Consider the following 18,030-nt stretch of genomic DNA (forward strand, 5'->3'; position numbering starts at 1 on the left):
ACATATTATATACTGGTATTAAAGGGTTGAAAAATAGCATGAATAAATATGAAGCAGAATTTAGCAATCTCGTCCGTTCCTTTCGAAAAAAGCATATGGGAAAAGGGCCAAGTAAAGTGACGACTACCTTTTGCAAAAACTGGGCTATTTGTGAGATGGAGGGAAACCTCTCCCCAGTTGAGAAGTTTATCGTGAGTGCAGATGATGGAAAACAAATGGTCCGCGCTGCAAGAACTGAAATGGTAAAGGATATGTATAAGAAGAATCAGCCAATTGAGATGGAGGAATTTTTGCAATCCAAACTCATTGACCTATTTGTCGATATCGATATCGAAAGAGATTTTGGGATGTCGGTGTTTGTTTTTGACAACAACATTGAAGAAATGTTTAAAACTAAATAGTCAATAGGAAGTTGGCACTTGGTAGCGATCCTGCTAAAGACTAACCACCAAACACATGCGTAATTTTTGTGTCTGGTGGTTTTTATATTTTTCATGGAAAAAACGCTAATTAGATTATAGAATTACGCTCATTATTCAGCATGAATGAAAAAGGAGAAGATTGTCATGAGTTCAACTAAACATACAGGACCAATCAAATTAGATACTTCCTTAAAGCCATCCTTGTGGGCTGGCAAGGCGCCAATGGGTCTTGGGAAGATAAAGCCTCACCATATTAGAGATACGATGAAGGTAGCATGGGATAATAAAGATAATTTAGGATATGCTTATCGGATTCTAACACAAGGTGTGTGTGATGGTTGTGCCCTTGGTGTATCTGGGCTTTATGACCAAACTTTGACGGGGCCTCATTTATGTACAACAAGATTGAATGTTCTTCGCCTGAACACCATGCCGGCCATTGACCCGGAGCTGCTTGAAAATATAGATAAATTGAAGGAATTAGACAGTACACAGCTTCGGAAGCTTGGAAGAATTCCATACCCTCTATCGAGAAAAAAAGGAGAAAATAAGTTTACAAGAATATCTTGGGACGAAGCTTTAGACAGGATTGCAGCGAAAATAAAGCAAATTGATCCTAAACAGCTTGCATTCTATTTAACTGCTAGGGGAATTACGAATGAAGTTTACTATACAGCAGCGAAAGTTGCTCGGTTTCTAGGAACAAATAATATCGACAACGCTTCCCGCATATGCCATTCGCCAAGTAAAACAGCTTTAAAACGGTCACTGGGCATTGGAGCATCAAGCTGTAATTATAAAGATTGGATCGGTACCGATGTTTTAATATTCTGGGGCTCTGTTGCAGCAAATAATCAGCCTGTCTCCACTAAATATATGTATGCAGCTAAAAAAGCGGGAACAAAAATTATTATGATTAACCCATACCGAGAGCCAGCAATGGAAAATTACTGGATTCCTTCGATTCCGGAAAGTGCACTGTTTGGCACCCAAATTGTCGATGATGTGTATCAAGTTAATATTGGCGGAGATATTGCCTTTATGAATGGTGTGATGAAGCACTGGTTTGAAATGGAGGAAAAAGTTCCGGGCTCTGCAATTGACCATGATTTTGTCAACGAGCATACAAATGGTTTTTCTGAGTTAAAAGACCATCTCAAGAATCAAGATTGGGAGCTGCTTGAAAAGTCATCTGGGTTAACGAAGGAAAGAATGTATGAGTTTGCCGAGCTGCTGGCCAAATCAAAATCCGGTGTTTTCATTTGGAGTATGGGATTAACACAGCATCGCTTTGCAACCGATAATATTTCACAGGTGGCTAATCTTGCCATGCTGCGCGGCTTTATTGGAAGAGAGCATTGCGGTGTCATGCCAATCCGCGGACATAGCGGAGTGCAAGGATCAGGAGAAATGGGAGCTGACCCGTTTGTACTTCCGGGAAGTGATTTTGATGAGCTCAATGCAAAACGCATGGAATATTTATGGGGATTCCCGGTTCCTAGATGGCAAGGGGATACAGTAGGTCAAACATTGGAAAATATCATGCTGCCGGAGAATCATCCGAGAAAAGTTAAGCTCTTTTTTACAAGTGGAGGAAACTTCCTCGAAACAATGCCAGATCCTCATTTTATCCAGGAGGTTCTTGAAAATGTTGAACTGCGGGTCCATCAGGATATTATTTTTAATACATCTACCCTAGTGGATGCAAAGGAAGAAGTCATTGTATTACCTGCGATGACACGATATGAGCAGCCTGGTGGAGGTACATCCACAAGTACAGAAAGAATGGTATATTTTAGTCCGGAGATTAAAGGGCCAAGAATTGAGGAAGCAAGACCAGAATGGGAAATTTATGTTGACCTCGCATCAAGAGTCTATCCTGATAAAAAGCATCTTATTGAATTTAAGCATGCAGATGAAATTCGTGATGAAATTTCCATAGCCAACAGAAATTATGATGGCATCCAGCATTTGAAAAACAAGGGAGATGTGTTCCAATGGGGAGGAGCCTGGTTATGCGAGGGCGGGGTCTGTCCTACTCCTGATGGCAAAGGAAATCTGCTGGCCATTGAAATTCCTGAGCTGCGGAAAACAGAAGGCCAGTTCTATGTGACAACAAGACGCGGAAAACAATTCAACTCAATGGTTTATAGTGAAATAGATCCTTTCAATGGGGCAGATCGTTATGATATTTTAATGAATGCAGACGATGCAGAGAAACTAAATATTCAAGAAGGAGATGCTATCGTTGCATTTAATAATTACGGCACTTACCAGGGAAGAGCGAAATTTGAAGATGTGAAATCAGGTAATATCGCTGTATTCTGGCCAGAAGGCAATGTACTGCTTCCTAAGGGCGTGTATGAGAAGTATGCGGAAATTCCGGAATACAATACAACGATTATTCTCGAAAAAGCAGAAACGTTCCATGCACAAAAGGATCGAAAATATTTAGAAAAGAGAATTGAAGAACTCGAAATGAGTATGAGCTAAATCTAGTTCCTTCTATTATATAGGCTGATCATGCAGGCAAAGTATAATTTGCTGCATGATCAGCTTTTTTTGTTTTAAAACATATATTCTAATAATATTTTACCAATGATTTCCTCAGTTGGGCGACGGATGGGGCTGATTGAAATATTTTTGTAATATAACTAAAATAGTCCTGTTAAATTAGCATGTTATAATTCAATCTATAAATAGTTTAAATAACTTGCTGATAATAGAACATAGTAAATAATATTACTTTTTAGAATTTGAGAAATGTCTAGCTACAGCGCCTACCCCCGACGTACAGGACGTACTAGTGTCGACAATGCGACAGGACGTCGCGTTTTTGTCGGCCTCGAGGTCACAAGCCAATCCTCTCAGAAAGGAAAGATCACCTTTCCGAGAGGCTCGTCTTGTGCTTGTCGGGGGTGGGCACAAAGGAAAGCTTCTGTGAATATTCATCGCAGGAACAATTGACCTTTGATTGTTCCGAAGGCGCTTCCGCATTTCTAGATACATATGCCATGGGCAACGAGAGCTACTAACAATTGGGGGCAGGACATAGATGAAAAAGAAACTTGTAGTATTAAATACGACACTTATGCTTGGGCTTGGCGCTATTGCCATTCCTTCAGTTGATGCAGCATCCTTAAATAGTCAAAAAGCAGAAATTCAAAAACAGAGATCTGATGTTCAATCGAGTCTTTCAAAGGCAGAACAGGAATTAACGGCTGTTCTCGAAGAACGTGCTATCTTAAATGCACAAATTAAAAGGGTCATTCAAGCCATTACAGATAATAATAATTTAATAAATAAAACAGAAAAAGATATTATTAGTACGAAGGAACAAGTAGAACAATTAAAAACAGAAATAGCTGAAATCCAAGAAAGAATTGATAAAAGAAATAATATTTTAAAGGAGCGTGCTGTTTCCTATCAAGAAAACGGCAATAGTAAAATCGGATATGTTGAAGTTTTGCTTGGTTCTACTAGCTTTGGTGACTTCATTGAAAGAGTAGGAGCGGTAACAAAGATCGTTCAGGCAGACCAAGATATTATTGCTCAACATGATGCGGATAAGAAAGCTGTAGAAGAAAAGAAATCAGATGTTGAGAAAAAACTTTCTGATTTGCAAAATATGAAAGTAGAGCTTGAAGGAATGCAGGCTCAAATGGAAGAACAAAAGCAGCAAAATGCACAATTAGAAAAAGAACTGCAAGCAAAAGAAAATGAAGTTGCTGCTATTCAAGCTAACTTAAAAATTCAAGATAGTGTGCTTGCTTCAAAACAAGCAGAAATTCAGGCTAAACTGGAAGCTAGCAAGTACACAACTGCAAAACCGAAAGCTCCACAATATAATTTAAACTTAGCAAGCGGATCAAACGATGATGCGAAGGAAGCTTCAGCAAATGTAGCACCAAGTGCTCCAGTCAAAGAAGCCCCTGCTGCTAAGAATGAAGCCCCTGCTGCTAAGGGTGATGTCAATACGGTAATCAAAGCTGGATATAAGTATTTAGGGAACTCTGTTTATGTTTTTGGCGGCGGTAGATCTGCTTCTGATATTGCTAACGGGAGATTTGATTGTTCTGGTTTCGTTTCATGGGCTTATTCTCAAGTAGGCGTTAAATTACCGGCATATACAGAGTCATTAAAGAGTGTGGGCAAGCAAGTTTCCTCTAGTCAGATGAGACCTGGGGATCTCGTATTCTTTGATACTTATAAGAAAGATGGGCATGTAGGAATTTATGTTGGCGGCGGTAAATTTATTGGCTCTCAAAGCTCTACAGGAGTAGCTATTGCCAATATGAGCAGCGGCTATTGGAAGAGCAAATTTAATGGTCGCGTAATTCGAATTTTATAATAATAAAACCTGACTGCATGATTAAAGTAGTCAGGTTTTTTAATAGGGATTACATTTTGACAATTCAATTAATTCCAAATATTTATTGAATTTAAATAGATAGAATGTTTTAATGATAATAGAATACATAATTTAGTAACGGCTTTTACATTAAATGAAAACGATGTTTCTTATTACAAAACAATAAGGGGAGCTGGTTATGAATACTGTTGTTTTATTAGAAGATTTAAGGTCAGTTTTGTCAGAAGAGCAATTATCGATAGAAAACAGTCATAATAATTACTTAGGTAATGGCGGCTTGGCAACCATTTATCCATATACGGAAGAGGATATTGCTGCTGTCTTAAAGCACGCCAATGAAAAAAAATTAACGATATCGGTTATGGGCAGTGGTACAAAAAGGGGGTTTGGAGGCCAGAACGAAACGAGTGATATCTTGCTCTCTTTAGCAAAATATAAAGGGGTTGTGGAGCATACTGTCGGGGACATGACGATAACGGTTAAATCTGGGACAACTTTCCAGGGACTGCAGGATTATTTGGCAAAGGCGAATCAGAAAATTCCGCTTGATCCATTTTTTCCAGCTGAGGCTACAATAGGCGGAATTATTGCAGCAAATGATAGCGGACCTAAAAGACTGAAATATGGGTCAGCAAGGGATTCTGTCATTGGACTTAGAACCATTTATCCAGACGGGACAATTATTCGGTCTGGCGGCAAAGTCGTTAAAAATGTAGCAGGCTATGACATGAACAAGCTATTTATTGGTTCAATGGGGACTCTTGGCGTCATTTCAGAAGTGACCTTCAAGCTAAGACCGCTCCCAAAATACGAATCACTTGTTTTAGTTAGCTTTCCAGATGGTAATGAGGAAAGCATAAAGGAGTTTGCGATTAAAGTGCTGGACTCAGTTCTTGAGCCAGTCTGTATTGAATTATTAACCCCGTCCCTCTCCGAAAGACTGAATAATAAAAAGAGTTTTACAATAGCAATTAGCTTTGAGGATGTGGAAACATCTGTTCAATATCAGGAGAAGATGATTAAATCTTTAGCACCTCCACATTCAATGCTCACCATTCTTCACCAAAGTGAAGCACAGAATTTCTGGAAAAAATTTTACGAACTGCGTCTAAATGAGCAAGATTCCGGGAATGAAACGATAGCTGTACTAAAGATAGGAGTTGTAAATCTTAATGTAATTAAGGTAATGAAGGAGGCAGTGACACTACAGGATATAAAAAATGTAGCCGTTGAAGCATACGGCGGACTTGGTCATGGTCTTTGTCAAGTGAAGATAAATGGCTCCAAAGAAGATGTTGTCGACTCCATTCACGACTTGAGGAAAACTGTAGAGTCTATAGGCGGCTATGCGATTGTGAAGCATCTGCCATTTTCTATCCGTAAGGACGTAAATGTTTGGGGGGAAAAGCCATCCTATTTTTCCTTGCTTGAAGGGATAAAGAAGAAGGTTGACCCGAATCGGATACTAAACCCGAATCGTTTTGTAGGAGGGATATGAAATGAGTATGACAGAAACAGAATTGAAACAAGCGCCCCCTTGTACTACAAGCTTAGGCAACTATTTATGGAAGGACCCGCCTGATGAAAATAAATGGGCAGACTGTGTTCACTGTGGAATGTGCCTGGAATCGTGTCCGACTTATGAGCATACCGGTCAGGAACAGCATTCTCCCCGTGGTCGAGTGTATTTAATTAAAGCAGTTGCTGAAGGAAAACTGGAAGTGAATGAGCAATTTATGGACCCGGTATTTGCCTGTTTAGATTGTCGGGCTTGCACAACTGCCTGTCCAGCTGATGTAGATGTTGGCGGTCTGATTGAGGAAGCACGAGGGCAGATCCGCCAGGCAATTCCCCTTAAAGGATGGAAAGGGACTGTAAGTAAATTCTTTCTACATGGCTTATTTCCGCATCATAGTCGCTTAAATACTTTAGGCGGCATGCTCAAATTTTACCAAAAAAGCGGAATTCAAAAAGTGGTTAGAAAAACAAAGCTCATTAATATCATGCCGGAGCATTTAGTTCAAATGGAAGCCATCATGCCGGAAGTGAATAAATCTGTTCGTAAAAAGTATAAAAATCAAACGGTTATTAAAGCAAAAGGTGAAACGAAAAGGGAAGTAGCCATGCTAACAGGCTGTATTATGGATGTCATGTTTAGTGATATTAATGAATCCACCATTAATGTTCTGACGAGAAATGGCAATGATGTAAGGATTCCAGCAAACCAAACATGCTGTGGAGCTCTACATGTACATGCCGGTGACCGAGATATGGGGAGGCAGCTGGCGAAGCAAAATATCGAAGCGTTTAAAGACGCTGAGAAAGTGATTGTGAATGCGGCTGGATGCGGATGTATGATGCAGGAGTATTCTGAGTTATTCCGTGAGGAGCCGGAGTGGCATAAGAAAGCAGAGGAATTTTCCAAAAAGGTTGTTGATATTTCAAAGCATCTTCACGACACCGGATATGAGAAGCCAAAAGCTGAAGTGAGGAAAAGGATCACCTATCATGATGCCTGTCATCTTGCACACGGACAGGGTGTTCGAAAGGAGCCGAGGGAAATATTATTAGATATTCCTGGTGTGGAGATGGTCCATATGCCTAATGCGGATCGGTGCTGTGGAAGTGCGGGAATTTATAATATTACGAATCCTGAAATGGCTGATTCTGTTTTAGAAAGTAAAATGGAAAATGTACCTGATGATGTTGAAATGATTTCCATGGGGAATCCCGGCTGCATGCTTCAGATGGCAGTTGGTGTGCAGAAATATGGCAGAAATCAGAAAATCGTTCATACTGTCCAGCTTTTGGATTGGGCCTATCAAAATGAGAAGGAGGTTGTGAACGATGAAGACAAAAATTAAAACGAATGATAGACACATTCAGCAATTAGCCGAAATTGTTGGTGGAGCACGTTCCATCCTTTACCATAAGGAAGATTTAATTTCGTATGACTGTGATGGATTCACTCTTCATAAGCATTTGCCTAAGGCTGTTGTTTTTCCTAAGGATACCGAGGAAGTGGCAAAGCTTGTTAAATATTGTACGAAAAATAATCTCCCCTTTCTTGCGCGTGGAGCAGGCACTGGATTAAGTGGGGGCGCTATTCCGATTAACGGAGAAGTGATTATTAGTCTTGTTCGGATGAAGCGGTTAATTAGTGTTGATTTAGAAAACAGAAGGGCCGTAGTAGAACCAGGGTTTGTCAACCTGAAACTTACAAATTCGATATCGGATAAAGGTTATTATTATGCTCCAGACCCTTCTAGTCAATATTGCTGTACAATAGGTGGAAATGTCGCTGAAAATGCGGGAGGAGCTCACTGCTTAAAATATGGTGTCACGACCAATCATATTTTAGGACTTGAGGTCGTATTGCCAAATGGAGAAATAATTGAAATCGGAAATAACGGTATTTTGGAAGAGCCAGGCTATGACTTGCTTGGTCTTTTAACCGGATCCGAAGGTACTTTAGGAATTGTTACAAAAATAACGGTGCGCATATTAAAGAATCCTGAAGGCAAGCAAACAGTGTTAGCTTATTTTGACAAAGTAGAGGAAGGAAGCAGGGCTGTTTCAGAAATAATTTCGGCCGGGATTGTGCCTGCAGCTTTAGAAATGATGGATAAAGTTGCTATCGAAGGGGTAGAAGCTGCTGCTTTTCCAGTGGGACACCCGAAAGATATTGAAGCGGTTTTACTCATTGAGGTAGACGGGATTGCTGCCGGGATTGATGAACAAATCAATCAGATCCTTGACGTATGCAGGAAGTGCAATGTTCGTGAAGTAAGGGCAGCTAAGGATGAAAAGGAAAGAGAACGCTGGTGGGCGAATCGGAAAACAGGGTTTGGAGCAATGGGGGCGATTTCACCAGATTATTTAGTACAGGATGGGGTAATTCCCCGCAGCAAGCTACCAGAAGTACTGCAAAAAATTAATGAAATCAGTGAAGAGTCTGGTCTGCGAATTGCGAACATTTTCCATGCAGGAGATGGCAATCTTCATCCGCTTGTTCTTTTTGATGCAAGAAAGCCTGGTGAAATTGAAAAAGCATTGCAGGCTGGCAGTGAATGTCTTAAGGTGTGTGCAGATGTCGGAGGAACGATTACAGGGGAACACGGAGTAGGAATCGAAAAACGTGAAGAAATGCGTTTTGTTTTTAATGACGATGAAATTTTCGCACAGACAAATATACGCGAAGTTTTCAATCCACAAAACCTGTTAAATGCCGGTAAGCTTTTTCCAACGCCTGGCCGCTGTGTTGAAATTAAGAAGGAGATGAAAGAAGCAGCCTTAAATGCATAATAAATTAAATATTTTCTGAATATTATTGCAATAAGGAGTTGATTATGCTATTCTTTTTTTATCGATAGAATGAAACGCTGTTGCGTAATAACAAACAGATAGAAATGATAAATTGGGAGAACGAATTGATAAGGAGGAAATAGGATGACAGCTTATAAACAAGTTGGAAAAATGCAGGTAGCTAGTGAGCTTTTGGCGTTTATTAATAATGAAGTTCTTCCAGGAAGTGAAGTGGATCACGAGCAATTCTGGATTGGGTTTGAGGAAATTGTTGATGAATTAACTCCGAAGAACAAAGAATTACTTGCCATTCGGGATGAGCTTCAAAGAAAAATCCATACATGGCATCGGGAAAATCAAAAGTATGACTTTACTAGCTATAGAGCCTTCTTAGAGGAAATTGGCTATCTTGAAGAAGCGGGAGGGGACTTTAGTATCCTGACTGAAAATGTCGATGATGAGGTCGCAATTCAGGCAGGTCCTCAGCTAGTTGTTCCTGTTAATAATGCCCGATACGCCTTAAATGCAGCAAATGCTCGTTGGGGAAGCCTGTACGATGCCCTTTATGGAACAGACGTGATAAGTGAAGAGGACGGCGCAGCTAGAACGGATGGTTATAATGCGGTTCGCGGAGGAAAGGTTATTACATTTGCAAAAAACTTTTTAGACCAGTCTGTACCATTAGAGGAAGGGTCCCATCATGACATCATTCAGTACAAGGTAATTGCCGGTAAATTGATGGCTGTCCAAAGTAATGGTCAGGAAATTGGATTAAAGAATGAGGAAAAATTCGCAGGATATCAAGGTGATTCAGAGAATCCATCGACAATATTGCTTAAAAATAATGGGTTGCATTTTGAAATTCAAATAGATCGGACCCATCCGATTGGAAAAACAGATCAAGCTGGTGTAAAGGATATCCTTCTTGAATCTGCGCTTTCTACAATTATGGATTGTGAAGATTCAGTTGCTGCCGTTGATGCGGAAGATAAAGTCCTCGTTTATCGAAATTGGCTTGGTTTAATGAGGGGAGATCTAACGGCAAGCTTTGACAAGAGCGGTAAAACCGTAACAAGGACGATGAATGCAGATCGGAGCTATTCATCACCAAGCGGACATTCCTTTACTCTTCCTGGACGTTCTTTAATGTTTGTCCGGAATGTTGGTCATTTAATGTCTATTAATGCCGTGTTGGATAAGAACGGGGAAGAAATTCAAGAAGGTATTTTAGATGCAATAGTAACGAGTTTAATAGCGAAACATTCACTATTAGGAAACACTGCTCATACAAATTCTAGAAAAGGATCCGTTTATATCGTTAAACCGAAAATGCACGGATCAATGGAAGCTGCTTTTGCTAATGAGCTGTTCAATCGTGTTGAGGATTTGATCGGCCTCAAACGGAATACATTAAAAATTGGTTTAATGGATGAAGAACGAAGAACATCATTGAACTTAAAAGCATGTATCCGCGAAGTGAAGGAACGGATCGCTTTTATTAACACGGGATTCCTTGACCGCACTGGAGATGAGATTCATACTTCTATGGAAGCTGGGCCTATGATACGGAAGAATGACATGAAGAGGAAAGAGTGGCTGCATGCTTATGAAAAATCTAATGTCAATAATGGTCTGGCATCAGGCTTCCAAAACCGCGCCCAGATTGGAAAAGGGATGTGGGCAATGCCTGATATGATGGCCGAGATGCTAAAGCAAAAAATTGCCCATGTAAAAGCGGGTGCTAATACCGCTTGGGTTCCTTCCCCGACAGCAGCAACGTTACACGCGCTTCATTATCATGAAGTTCATGTAAAAGAGGTTCAAAGTCACCTATTAAATGAATTAGCAGACTTGAAGAATGAAATATTACAAGTACCAGTAGCTGAAAACCCGCAATGGGGAGCAGAAGAAATTCAGCAAGAGCTTGATAATAACGCACAAGGGATTCTTGGTTATGTTGTTCGCTGGGTAGAGCAGGGCATCGGCTGTTCCAAAGTACCCGATATTAATCATGTAGGCCTAATGGAAGACCGTGCTACATTACGGATTTCAAGTCAGCATGTTGCAAATTGGCTCCATCATGGAATTTGTACAAAGGAACAAGTTGAAGAGACATTACAGCGCATGGCAAAGGTGGTCGATGAGCAAAATGCAGGTGATCTTGACTATCATCCAATGGCAGAAGACTTTTATAGTTCTATCGCCTTCCAAGCTGCGCGCGATCTTATTTTTAAAGGTTATGACCAGCCAAATGGCTATACAGAGCCAATTTTGCACAAACGTCGCTTAGAGGCAAAGGCGAAGTTTGCTATTAAACAATAAGACTTTTAAGCATGGCATTTCAATTTGAGTGCCATGCAATTTTAATTTTCGATATTATTAAATAATAAGTGTTCATTTGAGGAGAGGGAATGTTGGAAAGAGAGAATATGGTTAAATCAGTAAGTCGGGCTCTTGATATTATTATGTTCGTCAGCATGAAAAAAGGGGGACTAGGTGTTACGGAAATTGCAAACCAAATGGATATTAATAAAAGCTCTGTTTATCGAATACTTTCAACACTCGTTCAATATGGCTATGTCGAGCAGGATGAAGAAACAGGAAGATATAAGCTTGGATATAAATTTTTGGATATAAGCTCAAAACTTCTGGAGTCTATTGATTTAAGAGAAGAAGCTAAGCCATTTTTGAAAGAATTAGAAATGGAGACGAATGAAGTCATACACCTAGTTGTCTATGATCAAGGGGAAGTCGTTTACATTGAAAAATTAGACGGGAACGAAACACTCAGAATGCATTCAAAGGTTGGAAAAAGGGCTCCAATGCACTGTACCTCGGTTGGGAAAGCTATACTTGCACATTTGCCTCCTGTTGTGGCAACTGATATTATTGAGCGAAAAGGGCTTCCAGTTCATACGGATAAGACAATAACGGACATAGATCAATTTCTTCAAGAACTCATTGAAGTTAGAAAGAATGGATTTGCGTTAGATTTAGAGGAAAATGAATATGGGATTACATGTATGGCTGTGCCCATATTTGATCATTTAGGTAAAGTCATTGCAGCTGTCAGTATTTCCGGACCTACAATGAGAATGACTAAGAACCGGCTAGAAGCTCTTCAATCACGTATGATCCATATAGGCAAGCAAATATCAGCAAGGCTCGGATATTATGAAAAATAGTGAAATACTGTAAATACTACTAGTAATAGTGTTTACAGTATTTTTTATTAATAAGATTTCGCGGGCTCTTTGCATACAATAAAAAAAGGAGCTACTCTTCTAGACGGTTTCATCTATTTACTGAAGGAAAAATGTAGTATAATAGATATGTATTTTAATATTTCGATTTATTTGAAATTATATAAAATACTTGCTATCTGGGGAGACTAGCTGCTACTTGTTAAGAAGTTCTCTTATGGATTTTTTTAATCCATTTTGATAAAGAGACTCTTATAAATTTCACAAATGGGAGGATGAATATGGGAGAAGCTGCAAAAGTTAAAACAGTTTGTGGATATTGTGGAACGGGCTGTGGCCTTGTTGTGGAAGTTGACAATAATAAAATTGTCAAAATTCGCGGGGACAAAGATGCGCCTGTTAATAAAGGACAGACATGTGTAAAGGGTTCTTTTGCCTATGAATATGTTCATTCGAATAGGCGTTTAACAACACCGCTTATTCGTAAGGCCGGTGAGCTTGTGGAAACGACATGGGAAGAGGCATACACCTTTATTGCAGACAAACTTAAGGGAATCAAAGATCAATTTGGTCCTGAATCCATTACGATGTTTGCTACTGCTAGAAGTACAAATGAAGTAAACTATGTAACACAAAAATTTATGAGAGCAGTGATCGGCAGCAACAATATTGACGGCTGCAACCGAACCTGACACGCCCCTAGCGTTGCCGGTCTGGCAACTGTATTTGGAAATGGATCTCCAACAAACACATTGGAAGATTTTGATCGTGCAGAAGTTTTACTGTTAATGGGCTCAAATACGACCGAGGCCCATCCGATTATTGCAAACCGCATGAAAAAAGCGGTGAAATCTGGATTAAAGATCATTGTGATTGATCCAAGAAAAATAGATATGGTGAAGGTTTCACATCGCCATTTACAAATTAATGTGGGCTCTGATATCGCCCTAATGAATGCTATGATCCACGTCATTATTGAAGAAAACCTATATAATCCGGCATTCATTGATAAATTTACTGTTGATTTTGACACTTTAAAGGAACACGTAAAAATGTATACCCCTGATTACGCAGCAGCGATTACAGGAGTACCTGCTGAGGATATTGTTGAAACAGCAAGAGAATATGCAAAGGCAGATAAAGCCATGATTGCTTATACTTTAGGAATTACAGAGCATCATTGTGGTGTTAATAACGTATTTGATATCGCCAATCTTGCTTTATTGACAGGACATATCGGCAGAGAAGGCTGTGGCATCATGCCTTTACGCGGACAAAATAATGTCCAAGGGGCCGGAGATATGGGATGCTTGCCAACCCAGATGCCAGGTGCTGTCAGCTTATCTAATGAAGAGTATCGCCATCGTTTCGAAAAGGCTTGGAATGTAAAAATAAATCCAGAGCCAGGTAATACACAAACGCGCGCATTTGAACGAATGGAAGACGGTTCTGTAAAAGCGCTATACTGCATTGGTGAAAATCCATTAGTCGCGGATGTTCATAGGCAACATACTGAAAAATTATTAAAAGGACTGGATCTTTTAGTAGTCCAGGATATATTTTTAACTGGAACTGCTAAGCTGGCAGATGTCGTTCTTCCGGCAAGATCATGGGGTGAGGTAGAGGGTACGTATACAAATACTGACCGTAGAATTCAGCGAGTTCGAAAAGCCGTTGATGCTCATCCTGATACGAGGGACGATTGGGAAATCCTTTGTGAAATCGCAAAAAGGCTGGGCTACCCAATGCACTATAACAGTAGTGAAGAAATATGGGAGGAAGTTCGCTCTTTATCCTGGGAAATGTATGGCGGTATGCCATATTCTAGATTGGAGAAGGAATACAGTCTCCATTATCCTTGCCCGGATGAATCTCATCCAGGAACCTTTATTCTCCATCAAAGATTCTTTGATGAAAATGAAAGCAATCTACGATTATCACCATTTAATGCGGTTAAGTATACTGGTCCAATTGAGATGCCAGATGAGGAATATCCGTTTACACTCACTACCGGCAGACGCTATGAATCTTATAATACTCATACCCAAACAAATCTTTATGCAAGTGGTGTGAAAATAAAGCAGGCTGAGGAGTCAGCGGATATTCATCCGGAAGATGCCGTGAAATTAGGAATTGATACTGGGGATTTAGTCGAAGTGAGCTCAAGAAGAGGAAGCGTCCAAGTGAAAGCAAAGGTAACTGACCAAGTTGCTCCTGGCTTAATTTTTATGAGCTTCCATTTTGAGGACGTTCCAACAAACGTCTTGACAATTAATGAATTTGATCCAATTTCAGGAACGGCAGAATATAAAGCATGCGCTGTGAAAATTAAAGCATTGAATAAATAATTGAATAAATATGTAAGGAAAAAGGAAAAGTGGATCGATCACTTTTCCTTTTTTTATTTAAAAAAATTTCCAAATACCTATTCCCAATTCCATATTTTTATAATATAATTCTAACTGTATCAACTGTACTATGTATCATAGTACACTTAGATCAGATTGGAGGGGCGCACAATGTTTGAGCTGGATGTGAGGAGCCGTAAACCAATATATGAGCAATTGGTTGAGCGGCTTAAAGAGCTGATAATTACAGAAATATTAAAAATAGATGAACAGCTACCTTCAGTGAGAACGCTAGCCCAGCAGCTGACCATAAATCCAAATACGATCCAGAAAGCTTATCGAGAGCTTGAGGCTCAAGGATATATTTATTCCATTAAAGGAAAAGGCAGTTTTGTTAGTCCGGCTAGTCCCTCGCCTAATGCCGAAAAGCTTAGTAAGGTGAAATCAGAGCTAGTAAAGCTGCTTTCAGAAGCTATGTACTTAGGCATATCGGTAGATGATTTATACAAAATCATTCAAGAGGTTGAAGCTATAGTCGGGGGAGGGATACAAGATGATCAAAATTAGAAATGTCCGCAAGGCATTTGAAGACTTAGAAGCTATAGAGAATATGAATATAACAGTGAACAAAGGATCTATATATGGATTACTTGGTTCTAATGGAGCAGGAAAGACGACACTTCTCAAGCTAATAACAGGAATCTATGTTCAAGATGATGGGGTAATCACCATTGATGAAATGCCAGTTTATGAGAACCCTAACATGAAGCAAAGAATTTTCTTTATCCAGGATATTCCTTATTTTCTGCCTCAATACACAGTGAAGCAAATGGCGCAATTCTATCAAAATATATATCCAGCTTGGGATCAGAATCGTTTTGAAGAATTAGTCAAAGCATTTAATATGGATTTACATAAAAAGGTTCATAAATTTTCAAAGGGGATTCAAAGACAGGCTGCATTTATCCTCGGGCTATCAACGAAACCCGATGTACTTCTTCTCGATGAGCCAATGGATGGACTGGATCCGGTCATGCGAAAAAAAGTAAAAGGCTTAATAATCGATGATGTAGCTGAACGTGATATGACTGTGTTAATTTCCTCTCATAATTTAAGAGAGGTTGAAGATTTATGTGATTTCATTGGCATTATGCATAAAGGGAAATTAATGATTGAAAAAGAATTGGATGATCTAAAATCAGACACTCACAAAATTCAGGTTGCCTTTAATGGGCCGACTCCACCAGGAATCTTTGACCAAGTCAAAATCCTTCATAAGGAAAAACGCGGAAGTGTCCAATTATTTATTGTGAATGGAAAAGAAGAAGAGATATCAGCCAGAATAAAAAAGTATAGCCCTATCATATTTGATATCCTGCCACTAACATTAGAAGAAATTTTTATTTATGAAATGGGGGATGTTGGATATGCAGTCCAAAATATCCTTGGTTAGCAAAGAGATGTGGAAAACCATCTTGAGAAGTGTTGGATGGGTAGCGATCGTATATTTTCTAGGGTTGTTTATCGCTGTTCCATTAGAAATTTTAATGACAGAATCTAAGTTTGAGGAGCATCTGTATTTTCAAAGGGCAAAGAATCTATTCGAGTATAATGCTGAGATTCAAAGTATTTTATCTATAGCACTTCCTGTTCTGCTGGCCATATTCTTATTTCGCTTTTTGCAGGTAAAGCACTTTAGCGATTTTATGCATAGTATGCCAATTAAAAGAGAGCGAATATATCACGTGTTTACTCTTTTTGGAGCAGTCATTTTAATAACACCAGTTATTCTAAACGCTCTAATTATATTGATTATTTATGGTCCTTTAAATTTGCATGAATTTTTAACGATTAGAGATGTATTTCAATGGCTAGGCATCACGATTATGTTTAATTTAGTTATTTACATGGTATCCGTTTTTGTCGCGATGATAACAGGATTATCTGTTGTCCAAGGCGGGTTAACCTATATTCTTCTGCTTCTGCCAATAGGCTTGATAATACTATTTGGCTTTAATTTGCCGTTTTACTTATACGGCTTTCCTGAACAATATTTCATGGAAAATAAAATTGAGTCCTTTTCCCCTTTAGTCGCTTTGAGCTTAATCAGCAGACGACCGATTGGATGGGGAGAAATCATCATCTATATTTTGCTGATCTTTATACTTTATGGGTTATCCTTATGGGTTTATAAGCAAAGAAGGCTTGAGGCAGTTTCACAGGCTCTCATTTTTCCATTTATGAAGCCAATCTTTAAATATGGAGCAACATTTTGCTCTATGTTATTAGGCGGAATGTACTTCGGGAAAATGGGTGGCGGCGCATTTTGGCTTATTGCAGGTTATTTGTTTGGCTCTATTCTAGGGTATTTTATAGCTGAGATGGTACTACAAAAATCTTGGAGGATCATCATTCATATTCGAGGGTTTCTCATATATGTTTGTGCCATGGCGGTGCTTTTCGTGCTATTTCAGTTGGATTTCACTCAATATGAGAAAAATATTCCTTATACGAGTGAAATTGAACGTGTCCATTTTGGAAACAGCTATTACCACTTTAATAATACTGAAGCGGAACCTTATTATCTAGAGGATACAGATAATATCGAGCTTTTAAGAAGGCTTCATAAGGAAATTGTAGCCAATAAGGGTGACAACACATCTTCAAGAGAATCTGCCTTTTTTGTCTATGAGCTAAAAAATGGGAAGAGAATCGTTAGAAACTACGAGATTGATAAAAATAAATATGCTCAATTTTATAAGTTAATTTATGAATCGCCAGAATATAAAAGGGTAACGAATAAAATTTTTCAAGTAAAAGAGGGTCAGGTCGAGAAGGTAACCATTCAGCCATATGGTCCTGTAAGTAAAAGATCAATCATTGTCGACCCATCTGAAATGGAAGAAGCGATTTCCATCTTAAAAGATGAGATTAATCAGGCAACGTATGAAGAGATGCAGGATAATCGAGATGCCTATTCGGTAATTGAAATTCTTCAGAGAAATGATAAAACGGTTATGATGGAATGGCGAGTTTCATATAAGAAATTTGAACAGTGGCTTGCTGAAAAAGGGTTATTGGAGAATGCGAGAATCAATGCTTCAGATATTGATACTGCCTACATTGCTCCGAAGGATGAACTAGATATCGACTATAGAGGCTACTCCCATGAGGAAGTATTCAAACAGATGGAAAGTTCAGGGAATATCCTTAAAGTAACAGATAAAACAATGCTGGAAACAACTTTGAAGGATACGAAGGGATATATTGATGGACCATATGTTGTTGCTATTAAATATAATAATGATCGGTATATCGATATAAAAAGCTTTAGCAGTGATAACGTTCCGGATTTTGTAAAGCAATATTTTGAATAGAAG

At 39.1% G+C, this 18,030-nt stretch carries 12 protein-coding genes; all 12 read left to right on the forward strand.

The annotated features are described in order from the left end of the window. Positions 1–38: 38 nt before the first annotated feature. The 12 genes from V7127_RS17100 (at position 39) to V7127_RS17160 (ending at position 18,027) form a co-directional block, all read left to right on the forward strand. Complete coding sequence (locus V7127_RS17100) at positions 39–401, forward strand: DUF2294 domain-containing protein (protein WP_335488060.1); 363 nt, start codon at positions 39–41, stop codon at positions 399–401. A gap of 165 nt (positions 402–566) precedes the next feature. Further along, positions 567–2,915 carry an FdhF/YdeP family oxidoreductase gene (locus V7127_RS17105; RefSeq protein WP_335488063.1) on the forward strand — a complete coding sequence of 783 codons (2,349 nt, stop codon included), beginning with the start codon at positions 567–569 and terminating at the stop codon, positions 2,913–2,915. Between the two features lie 562 nt (positions 2,916–3,477). Further along, positions 3,478–4,773 (forward strand): C40 family peptidase, encoded by a 1,296-nt coding sequence (locus tag V7127_RS17110; RefSeq protein ID WP_335488066.1) that lies wholly within the window; start codon positions 3,478–3,480, stop codon positions 4,771–4,773. A gap of 199 nt (positions 4,774–4,972) precedes the next feature. Then, positions 4,973–6,292 (forward strand): FAD-binding oxidoreductase, encoded by a 1,320-nt coding sequence (locus tag V7127_RS17115; RefSeq protein WP_335488069.1) that lies wholly within the window; start codon positions 4,973–4,975, stop codon positions 6,290–6,292. Between the two features lies 1 nt (position 6,293). Continuing rightward, entirely contained in the window at positions 6,294–7,658 is a 1,365-nt protein-coding gene (locus V7127_RS17120; protein ID WP_335488072.1) for a (Fe-S)-binding protein, read from the forward strand. Next, positions 7,642–9,099, forward strand: coding sequence for an FAD-linked oxidase C-terminal domain-containing protein (locus V7127_RS17125; RefSeq protein WP_335488075.1), 1,458 nt, complete (start codon positions 7,642–7,644; stop codon positions 9,097–9,099). The genes V7127_RS17120 and V7127_RS17125 overlap by 17 nt, the downstream gene beginning before the upstream one ends. A 144-nt stretch (positions 9,100–9,243) precedes the next feature. After that, the gene (locus V7127_RS17130) at positions 9,244–11,421 is read left to right on the forward strand and encodes a malate synthase G (RefSeq protein WP_335488078.1); all 2,178 of its coding nucleotides are present in this window, start codon (positions 9,244–9,246) and stop codon (positions 11,419–11,421) included. A 92-nt stretch (positions 11,422–11,513) separates the two neighbouring features. After that, a complete protein-coding gene (locus V7127_RS17135; RefSeq protein WP_335488167.1) occupies positions 11,514–12,284 on the forward strand; it encodes an IclR family transcriptional regulator in 771 nt (256 codons plus the stop codon). Positions 12,285–12,583: 299 nt separating this feature from the next. Further along, positions 12,584–14,650, forward strand: coding sequence for a formate dehydrogenase subunit alpha (gene fdhF, locus V7127_RS17140; protein ID WP_438824021.1), 2,067 nt, complete (start codon positions 12,584–12,586; stop codon positions 14,648–14,650). A 171-nt stretch (positions 14,651–14,821) separates the two neighbouring features. Next, entirely contained in the window at positions 14,822–15,217 is a 396-nt protein-coding gene (locus tag V7127_RS17150; RefSeq protein ID WP_335488081.1) for a GntR family transcriptional regulator, read from the forward strand. After that, positions 15,204–16,103 carry an ABC transporter ATP-binding protein gene (locus tag V7127_RS17155; RefSeq protein ID WP_335488084.1) on the forward strand — a complete coding sequence of 300 codons (900 nt, stop codon included), beginning with the start codon at positions 15,204–15,206 and terminating at the stop codon, positions 16,101–16,103. The genes V7127_RS17150 and V7127_RS17155 overlap by 14 nt, the downstream gene beginning before the upstream one ends. Continuing rightward, positions 16,078–18,027, forward strand: coding sequence for a DUF6449 domain-containing protein (locus V7127_RS17160; RefSeq protein ID WP_335488087.1), 1,950 nt, complete (start codon positions 16,078–16,080; stop codon positions 18,025–18,027). Before V7127_RS17155 ends, V7127_RS17160 begins: the two co-directional genes overlap by 26 nt. Positions 18,028–18,030: the final 3 nt, after the last annotated feature.

This window comes from Bacillus sp. JJ1773 (assembly GCF_036962035.1).
Classification (GTDB): domain Bacteria; phylum Bacillota; class Bacilli; order Bacillales; family Cytobacillaceae; genus Cytobacillus.

Excerpts from the sequence above, each read along its gene's own strand:
- V7127_RS17100 (WP_335488060.1), top strand. The coding sequence starts at position 39 with ATGAATAAATATGAAGCAGAATTTAGCAATCTCGTCCGTTCCTTTCGA.
- V7127_RS17105 (WP_335488063.1), top strand. The coding sequence starts at position 567 with ATGAGTTCAACTAAACATACAGGACCAATCAAATTAGATACTTCCTTA.
- V7127_RS17110 (WP_335488066.1), top strand. The coding sequence starts at position 3,478 with ATGAAAAAGAAACTTGTAGTATTAAATACGACACTTATGCTTGGGCTT.
- V7127_RS17115 (WP_335488069.1), top strand. The coding sequence starts at position 4,973 with ATGAATACTGTTGTTTTATTAGAAGATTTAAGGTCAGTTTTGTCAGAA.
- V7127_RS17120 (WP_335488072.1), top strand. The coding sequence starts at position 6,294 with ATGAGTATGACAGAAACAGAATTGAAACAAGCGCCCCCTTGTACTACA.
- V7127_RS17125 (WP_335488075.1), top strand. The coding sequence starts at position 7,642 with ATGAAGACAAAAATTAAAACGAATGATAGACACATTCAGCAATTAGCC.
- V7127_RS17130 (WP_335488078.1), top strand. The coding sequence starts at position 9,244 with ATGACAGCTTATAAACAAGTTGGAAAAATGCAGGTAGCTAGTGAGCTT.
- V7127_RS17150 (WP_335488081.1), top strand. The coding sequence starts at position 14,822 with ATGTTTGAGCTGGATGTGAGGAGCCGTAAACCAATATATGAGCAATTG.
- V7127_RS17155 (WP_335488084.1), top strand. The coding sequence starts at position 15,204 with ATGATCAAAATTAGAAATGTCCGCAAGGCATTTGAAGACTTAGAAGCT.
- V7127_RS17160 (WP_335488087.1), top strand. The coding sequence starts at position 16,078 with ATGCAGTCCAAAATATCCTTGGTTAGCAAAGAGATGTGGAAAACCATC.